The sequence below is a fragment of the Mycetocola sp. genome (genome assembly GCF_025464835.1).
Taxonomy (GTDB): Bacteria; Actinomycetota; Actinomycetes; order Actinomycetales; family Microbacteriaceae; genus Mycetocola_A.
The window spans coordinates 1-6,786 of the sequence record NZ_JAODMP010000010.1; the positions used below are offsets into that span (position 1 = coordinate 1).

General features: G+C 67.7%; 7 protein-coding genes. 3 read left to right on the forward strand and 4 right to left on the reverse strand.

Annotation, left to right across the window (positions count from 1 at the left end; translation table 11 throughout):
* A partial coding sequence (locus tag JWP90_RS01480) for a heavy metal translocating P-type ATPase (protein ID WP_297358851.1) occupies window positions 1-1,977 on the forward strand: 1,977 nt, incomplete at its 5' end.
* A gap of 151 nt (window positions 1,978-2,128) precedes the next feature.
* Here JWP90_RS01480 and JWP90_RS01485 read toward each other — a convergent pair.
* The 3 genes from JWP90_RS01485 to JWP90_RS01495 form a co-directional block, all read right to left on the reverse strand.
* Window positions 2,129-3,025, reverse strand: a complete 897-nt coding sequence (locus JWP90_RS01485) for an EamA family transporter (protein ID WP_297358853.1) — start codon at window positions 3,023-3,025, stop codon at window positions 2,129-2,131.
* A gap of 246 nt (window positions 3,026-3,271) precedes the next feature.
* A complete protein-coding gene (locus JWP90_RS01490) occupies window positions 3,272-3,508 on the reverse strand; it encodes a CDGSH iron-sulfur domain-containing protein (RefSeq protein WP_297358856.1) in 237 nt (78 codons plus the stop codon).
* Window positions 3,490-4,617 carry an iron-containing redox enzyme family protein gene (locus JWP90_RS01495; protein WP_297358858.1) on the reverse strand — a complete coding sequence of 376 codons (1,128 nt, stop codon included), beginning with the start codon at window positions 4,615-4,617 and terminating at the stop codon, window positions 3,490-3,492. Before JWP90_RS01495 ends, JWP90_RS01490 begins: the two co-directional genes overlap by 19 nt.
* Window positions 4,618-4,909: 292 nt before the next feature.
* Between JWP90_RS01495 and JWP90_RS01500 the strand changes: the two genes are divergently transcribed.
* Together JWP90_RS01500 and JWP90_RS01505 are read left to right on the forward strand one after the other, a co-directional pair.
* Complete coding sequence (locus JWP90_RS01500) at window positions 4,910-5,395, forward strand: transporter substrate-binding domain-containing protein (RefSeq protein WP_297358860.1); 486 nt, start codon at window positions 4,910-4,912, stop codon at window positions 5,393-5,395.
* Window positions 5,392-6,420: a cation transporter gene (locus tag JWP90_RS01505; RefSeq protein WP_297358862.1), complete on the forward strand. Its 1,029-nt coding sequence runs from the start codon at window positions 5,392-5,394 to the stop codon at window positions 6,418-6,420. Before JWP90_RS01500 ends, JWP90_RS01505 begins: the two co-directional genes overlap by 4 nt.
* Window positions 6,421-6,510: 90 nt before the next feature.
* Here JWP90_RS01505 and JWP90_RS01510 read toward each other — a convergent pair whose 3' ends face one another.
* Window positions 6,511-6,666: a hypothetical protein gene (locus tag JWP90_RS01510; RefSeq protein ID WP_297358864.1), complete on the reverse strand. Its 156-nt coding sequence runs from the start codon at window positions 6,664-6,666 to the stop codon at window positions 6,511-6,513.
* Between the last annotated feature and the right edge of the window lie 120 nt (window positions 6,667-6,786).

Consider the following 6,786-nt stretch of genomic DNA (forward strand, 5'->3'; position numbering starts at 1 on the left):
CGGTTCCGCCGACTGTTCTGGATCATGCTCGTGGTCGCGGTCCCGGTGGTGGCGTTCAGCCCGATGTTCGCCGACATCCTCGGCTATGCCCTCCCGGACGCCGCCTGGGCCGGCTGGATCTCGCCGGTCCTCGGCACCGTCATGTATGTCTGGGGTGGCAAGCCGTTCCTCGTCGGGGCGGTCGACGAGGTGAAGACCCGCAAGCCCGGCATGATGCTGTTGATCGGGCTCGCCATCACCGTGGCGTTCCTCGCCTCGTGGGGCGCCACTCTCGGCATCCTCGACCACCGGCTCGACTTCTGGTGGGAGCTCGCCCTCCTCATCGTGATCATGCTGCTCGGTCACTGGATCGAGATGAAGTCGCTCGCACAGACCTCGTCGGCGCTCGACTCGCTCGCGGCCCTCATCCCGGACGAAGCGGAACGCGTCGACGGCGACACCGTTGTCACCGTGCTGCCGTCAGCACTCCGGGTCGGCGACCTCGTCGTCGTGCGCCCGGGCGGGCGGATCCCCGCCGACGGGCAGATCGCCGAGGGCAGCGCAGACATCGACGAGGCCATGGTCACCGGCGAGTCGATGCCCGTCCGCCGCTCGATCGGTGATCCCGTCGTTGCCGGTACCGTCGCAACCGACAGCGGGCTGCGCATCCGCGTGACCGCCGTGGGGGAGCAGACAGCGCTCGCCGGCATCCGCCGCCTGGTCTCAGACGCACAGAATTCCTCCTCGCGGGCGCAACGGCTCGCCGACGTCGCAGCCGGCTGGTTGTTCTGGTTCGCGCTCGGTGTTGGGCTGATCACCGCCGTGGTCTGGACGATGCTCGGGATGCCGGACGACGCCGTGATCCGCACGATCACCGTCCTCGTCATCGCCTGCCCGCACGCGCTCGGCCTCGCGATCCCGCTCGTGGTGTCGATCGCGACCGAACGGGCCGCCCGCGGTGGCGTGCTGGTGAAGGACCGGCTGGCACTCGAGAGCATGCGCATTGTCGACACCGTGTTGTTCGACAAGACCGGCACGCTGACCCGCGGAGAGCCTGTTGTCGCAGCTGTGTTGTCGGCCGATGGCTGGACTGTTGACCGCGTGCTCGCCGTCGCCGCCGCTGCGGAGTCGGACAGCGAGCATCCGCTGGCGCGGGCGATCGTGCGCGCCGCCTCACACCTGGAGTTCACGCCGGCGACCGGCTTCCGTTCGTCGCCGGCCGAGGGTGTCTCGGCGACCGTGGGCGGAGCATCCGTTGCCGTCGGCGGTCCCTACCTGCTTGAGCGGCATGCCCTGCCGCCGCTGCCCGCCGCGAGCGAGTGGGACGGCTCCGGTTCGACGGTTCTGCACGTGTTGGTCGACGGGCAGGTGGCCGGTGCCCTGTCGCTCGCCGACGAGGTGCGCCCCGAATCGCTCGATGCGGTTCGCGCCCTGCATGCCCGCGGCATCCAGGTCGTGATGATCACGGGCGACGCGCTGCCTGTGGCGCAGTCGGTGGCGGATGCCCTCGGCATCGACCGCGTGTTCGCCGGCGTCCGCCCTGAAGACAAGTCCGCGCGCGTAGCGTTGTTGCAGTCCGAAGGTCGGCGGGTCGCGATGGTCGGCGACGGAGTGAACGATGCTCCCGCTCTGGCGCAGGCCGATGTGGGGCTCGCGATCGGCGCCGGAACCGATGTCGCCATCGCTTCGGCCGGCGTGGTCCTGGCCAGCGATGACCCGCGGTCCGTGCTGTCGGTGATCGAACTGTCACGGGCCAGCTACCGCAAGATGAAGCAGAACCTGTGGTGGGCGGCGGGCTACAACCTGCTGTCGGTGCCGCTCGCCGCGGGGGTGCTCGCTCCAGTCGGCTTCGTGCTGCCGATGGCGGTGGGCGCGCTGCTGATGTCGCTGTCCACGATCATCGTCGCGCTGAACGCTCAGCTGCTGCGGCGGCTCGATCTGCGGCCGGGTGCCGTGGTGGGTGCTTCGACTGGTTCCCGTGCGTCGGTGCCCGCCTGAGGTTTCTCCGGCCAGCCGCGGCACGCCACGGAGGAGATCGCACCATTATGAGGATGCTTTCGCCACTTTGATCCTGAGAATCGTGCGATCTCCTGCGCATCGTGCGCACCGGCATCCGTCGTCGCCAATCGGCCGCTGTAGGCATGCGTTCTCAGAGGACGGGCTCAGCCAGCCCCGACTGCCTCTTCCTGTGCAGGGATGCCGACCGCACGGCTCCGGCGCTGGCCACGACGACGAGCAGGATGGCGATGCCGCTCACGAGGGTGAGACCCTGGCCAAGCACCAGGGCGCCAGCGAGAGCGGCGATCGCCGGTGCGAGGCTCATCAGGATCGAGAATGACGCCGCCGGAAGCCGGCGCAGGGCGAGAAGCTCGAGCGCATACGGAATCGCCGACGAGAGCAGAGCCACAGCAAGGCCGAGCAGCAGTACGACCGGCGAGAAGAACGTCGGCCCTGCCGTTCCGAGCCCGAAGGGGAGCGTCACGACGGCGCCGATCGCCATCGCGATGGCGAGTCCGTCGAGGCGGGGGAACCTCGACCCCGTACGCGCCGACATGAGGATGTAGCTCGCCCACATCACGCCGGCGCCGGCCGCGAACGCCACGCCGACCGGGTCGAGTTCCTCGAGCCCGCCCTGGCTGAGCAGGGCGACGCCGATGAACGCGAGCACAGCCCAGAGCCAGCTCGCTGCTCGGCGGCTCACGATCACCGAGAGCAGCAGCGGCCCGAGCACCTCGATCGTCACGGCGGTGCCGAGCGGCAGCCGCGCGAGGGCCTCGTAGAAGAGCACATTCATGGCGCCGAGAGCCAGCCCGAAAATCGTGACGACGAACCAGTCGTGCCGGGAGTACCCGCGGAACGTCGGCCGGCAGACCAGCAACAGAACGATCGCCGAGAAGACGAGACGGAGCGTGACCATTCCCAGCGCGCCGACCGTCGGAAAGAGCAGCACAGCGAAAGACGCCCCGAGCTCCTGGCAGAACAGCCCAGCGAGAACAAGCCCAGCGGCTCCCAGAGGTGCGCGCGTTGACGGTCGGGTCGAAGTCACACCCCCCAGCGTATGGTGCGGGCGGGCGCAGAGCTCAGCCCGCTGGTCGAGGCGCTCGCGCAGCGAGCGTGTCGAGACGTTGATCTCGGTGCGCTCCTTGTCGTTACCCGATCAACGATGGGGGTGTGCGGGCGGGCGCAGAGCTCAGTCCGCTGGTCGAGTAGCTCGCGCAGCGAGCGTATCGAGACGTTGATCTCGGTGCGCTCCTTGTCGTTACCCGATCAACGATGGGGGTGCGCCGTCCGCTCACGGCTCGGTGGTGAACCCGATCGCCTTGTGCGTTCCATCGCAGAACGGTTTGATCGCCGACACCCCGCACCGGCACAGCGCGACGGTTCTGCGTTTGCGCTCGATCGGGTCACCCTCGGGCGTCACGAGGTCCAGCTCCCCCCGCACGAGCAGGGGTCCGTTGGGGCACGCGACGATCTGCGGTGCCGCCCGGTTGAGGTCGTTCATGTCTTCCTTCACGATCGGGACTCCCATCCGGATGCTCCAGCGCCCGCGGGCGCGGACGCATCGGCAGCGGACGGGACCGAAGACGCCAGCGGCACCCGCAGCGCGGAACGCCCCGCGGTCCACGCGTCCAGGATGTGCGCTCCTGCCCAGCCGTCCACGGTCAGGCAGGCGGCCGCACCGAACAGAATGTCCGGGAGGAGGGCTGGTTCGTCCTCTGCGAGGGAGCCGGCGAGGTCCCGTCCCGCGATCTGTTCGTGCACGGCATCCGCTTCGACGTGCTCGTCGAAGTACCAGGTCACGTCCTCACCGAAACCGTTGCGGCGGAATCCGCGCGCGTACAGGCCGTTGGGGATGGACGACGTCATCTCGAACGCAGCCAGGTGGCCGGCGATCGCGCCGCGCAACCGCCGGTTCAGCCCGAACATCGACATCATGTTGAGGGAGGCGAGAGTCACCGCCGGTACGTGGTCGACGTACATCCCGTATCGATCGTCAAGGCCCAGGCCCCGCATCGTGCCCGCGAAGATGGCGGCATGCATCCGTTCGGGCCGGCCGCCGCCGTACTCGTCTGACTGGATCTCGACCATCGCCGCCTTGGCCCGCCCGGACAACCGCGGAATCGCCCATGAGTGCGGGTCCGCCTCCTTGAGAGTGTAGATCGACCGGTGCACGAGGAGCTCCGCAAGCTGCTCCTTGGTCGCCTTCGCCGCGACATAGCGCGACAGGCTCGGCCCCGGCTCCTCGCCGGTGAGTGCGAACAGGGCAGCGGCGACCGCGGCGCTCGTCGGTTCAGGGAGTGCGGGTACCGGGACGACCCGGCGTAGTTCGGCTTCGAACGCCGCCTCGAGATGGCGACGCAGGCTGATGAGGGACGGATGCCACTCCCACGCGTCATCCGTCTCCACGACGGACCCGTAGTGCAGGCCGTACAACACGAACAGGCTGAGCTGGATGTCGTCGTCGTGCACGATCTCCGCTGCATGGACGAGCGCTTCGTCAGCGAGTGTCAGCAGATCGGGAGAGCCCTCGGGCGCAGCGCTGAGCAACTCGAGGAGGCGGGTGCTCAGCGGGCCGCGGGCCGCGAACGACGGGTGGGGGAACGTGCCCTGGTCTGCCAGGGTCTGGGATAGTGCCATTGTTCAACCATCCTTCGCCGCCGGAAGCCCGGTCAAGGCCTTGCCAGTAGCACGGTTTGTTGCTCCCGCCTCAGGTAGGATGCCGCGGGTCGCGCGGGTCGCGCGGGTCGCGCGGGTCGCGCGGTGTCCCGGCGACGCGCGGGTGCAACTGCCCCCGCGCGAGGCAAAAGCACCGGGCGAGCGCACCACGACCGGGCAGGCGCACCAGAATCGACTGGGGCGGCATCCAAGCAGACGGCGAGGTGGCTCGCAAGTCGAGAACCGCGCCGTTCGTTCGGGTTATGGTGTGGCTATGAATCGCCCGATCCGACTCCGTTTCGCCGCCACAGCGCTCGGGCTGGCGGTCGGTCTGTCCGGCTGTGCGCCGAGCTTTCCCGCCGACCCGGAGGCAACCCTCGACCGGGTCAGCGGAGGCACTCTTCGCGTCGGCATCTCGCCGAACGGCGAGTGGACAGACATCACCGACGAAGGCGAGGCATCCGGAATCGAAGTGACCCTCGTTGAAGGGTTCGCCGAGACCATCGACGCTGAAGTGGCCTGGGTCGAAGGTGGAGAGGAACAGCTGTTCACCCAGCTGCATGAGGGCACGCTCGACATGGTCATCGGCGGTCTCACCGACAAGACGCCGTGGGTCAACAAAGGCGCCGTCACCAAACCGTTCGCCGAAGTGACCACGAGTACGGGAGTGGAGAGACACGTCATGGCTACGGCGATGGGAGAGAACGCGTTCCTGCTCGAGCTCGAGCAGTTCCTGCTCAACCAGGAGGGTGCACCGTGAACGGCAACGGCAACGGCAACGGCAACGGCAACGGCAACGTCAAGGGCATCGGTTTCGGCGAAACCGAACTCCCGCACAAACAGCTGGAGGTCCTGAAGAAGGCTGTCCGGCTCGAGTGGATCACCATCGGATTCCTCGCGGTCACCGTCTTCCTGGTCTTCCTGGTGATGGGTAACTCGCAGGCGATGAAAGCCGCCTGGATCGAAGATCTGCTGTCCTTCATCCCGGCTCTCGTCTTTCTCGTCGCCCTCCACGTCGCGCGGAAGAAGCCGACCGCGAAGCATCCATACGGTTATCACCGATCCGTCGGCGTCGGCCACCTCGTCGCCGCCGTTGCCCTCGTCACGATGGGAACCTTTCTCCTCGTCGACTCGGCCTCAGGACTGATCACTGCGGAGCACCCGAGCATCGGCTCGGTCGAGCTGTTCGGCCAGGTCTTCTGGCTGGGCTGGCTGATGATGGGCGTGATGGCACTCATCGCCCTCCCGCCGGTGTTCATCGGTCGGGTCAAGATGGAACTGGCGCGCGAACTGCACGACAAGGTGCTGTATGCCGATGCGGCCATGAACAAGGCGGACTGGATGACCGCCGTGGGGTCCATCATCGGCGTCGGCGGGATCGGCCTCGGCCTGTGGTGGGCGGACTCGGCCGCCGCACTGTTCATCGCCGGCAGCATCCTGTGGGACGGACTGAAGAACATGCGCGCCGCCGTCGAAGACCTCATGGACGCTCGCGCCATGACTTTTGATGATTCCAAGCCCCACCCGATCGTCAACAAGGTCGACGAGTACCTGAGATCCCTTGACTGGGTAGCGGATGCCGGCTCCCGCGCCCGCGACCAGGGTCACGTCTTCCACATTGAATCCTTCGTTGTACCGCTCTCGCGACGAACGGTGAGCCTCGCCGACCTCGAGAAGGCTCGCGAGGGCTGCATCGCACTCGACTGGAAGGTCGAGGACATCGTGCTGATCCCGGTGACCGAGCTGCCCCGGGTAGTGCAGGAGTCACAGCCCGCACGGGCCTAGCTCGCCCGCCACAGAGGCGGAAACGGACTGAACCGACTGGACAAACGGCCCGTCTCCTGACGCAACCGGAAACCGCTTGCGTCGGGGGTGTTAGAGCGCCGGTTCTGCTGCCGGCAGCGGTGCAGCAGGTGGCTCTGGCACGATCTCGAGTCCGCCCACCGAATTCGAGGATCGGACGAGGGCCTGGATCCAGCGGGTATTGAGCTGTGGTGTCTTGCCGCCGTAGTACTGGAAGGTCGAGGACATCGTGCTGATCCCGGTGACCGAGCTGCCCCGGGTGGTGCAGGAGTCACAGCCCGCACGGGCCTAGCTCGCCCGCCACAGAGGCGGAAACGGACTGAACCGACTGGACAAACGGCCCGTCTC

Excerpts from the sequence above, each read along its gene's own strand:
- JWP90_RS01495 (WP_297358858.1), bottom strand. The coding sequence starts at position 4,617 with ATGGCACTATCCCAGACCCTGGCAGACCAGGGCACGTTCCCCCACCCG.
- JWP90_RS01500 (WP_297358860.1), top strand. The coding sequence starts at position 4,910 with ATGAATCGCCCGATCCGACTCCGTTTCGCCGCCACAGCGCTCGGGCTG.
- JWP90_RS01490 (WP_297358856.1), bottom strand. The coding sequence starts at position 3,508 with ATGGGAGTCCCGATCGTGAAGGAAGACATGAACGACCTCAACCGGGCG.
- JWP90_RS01510 (WP_297358864.1), bottom strand. The coding sequence starts at position 6,666 with ATGTCCTCGACCTTCCAGTACTACGGCGGCAAGACACCACAGCTCAAT.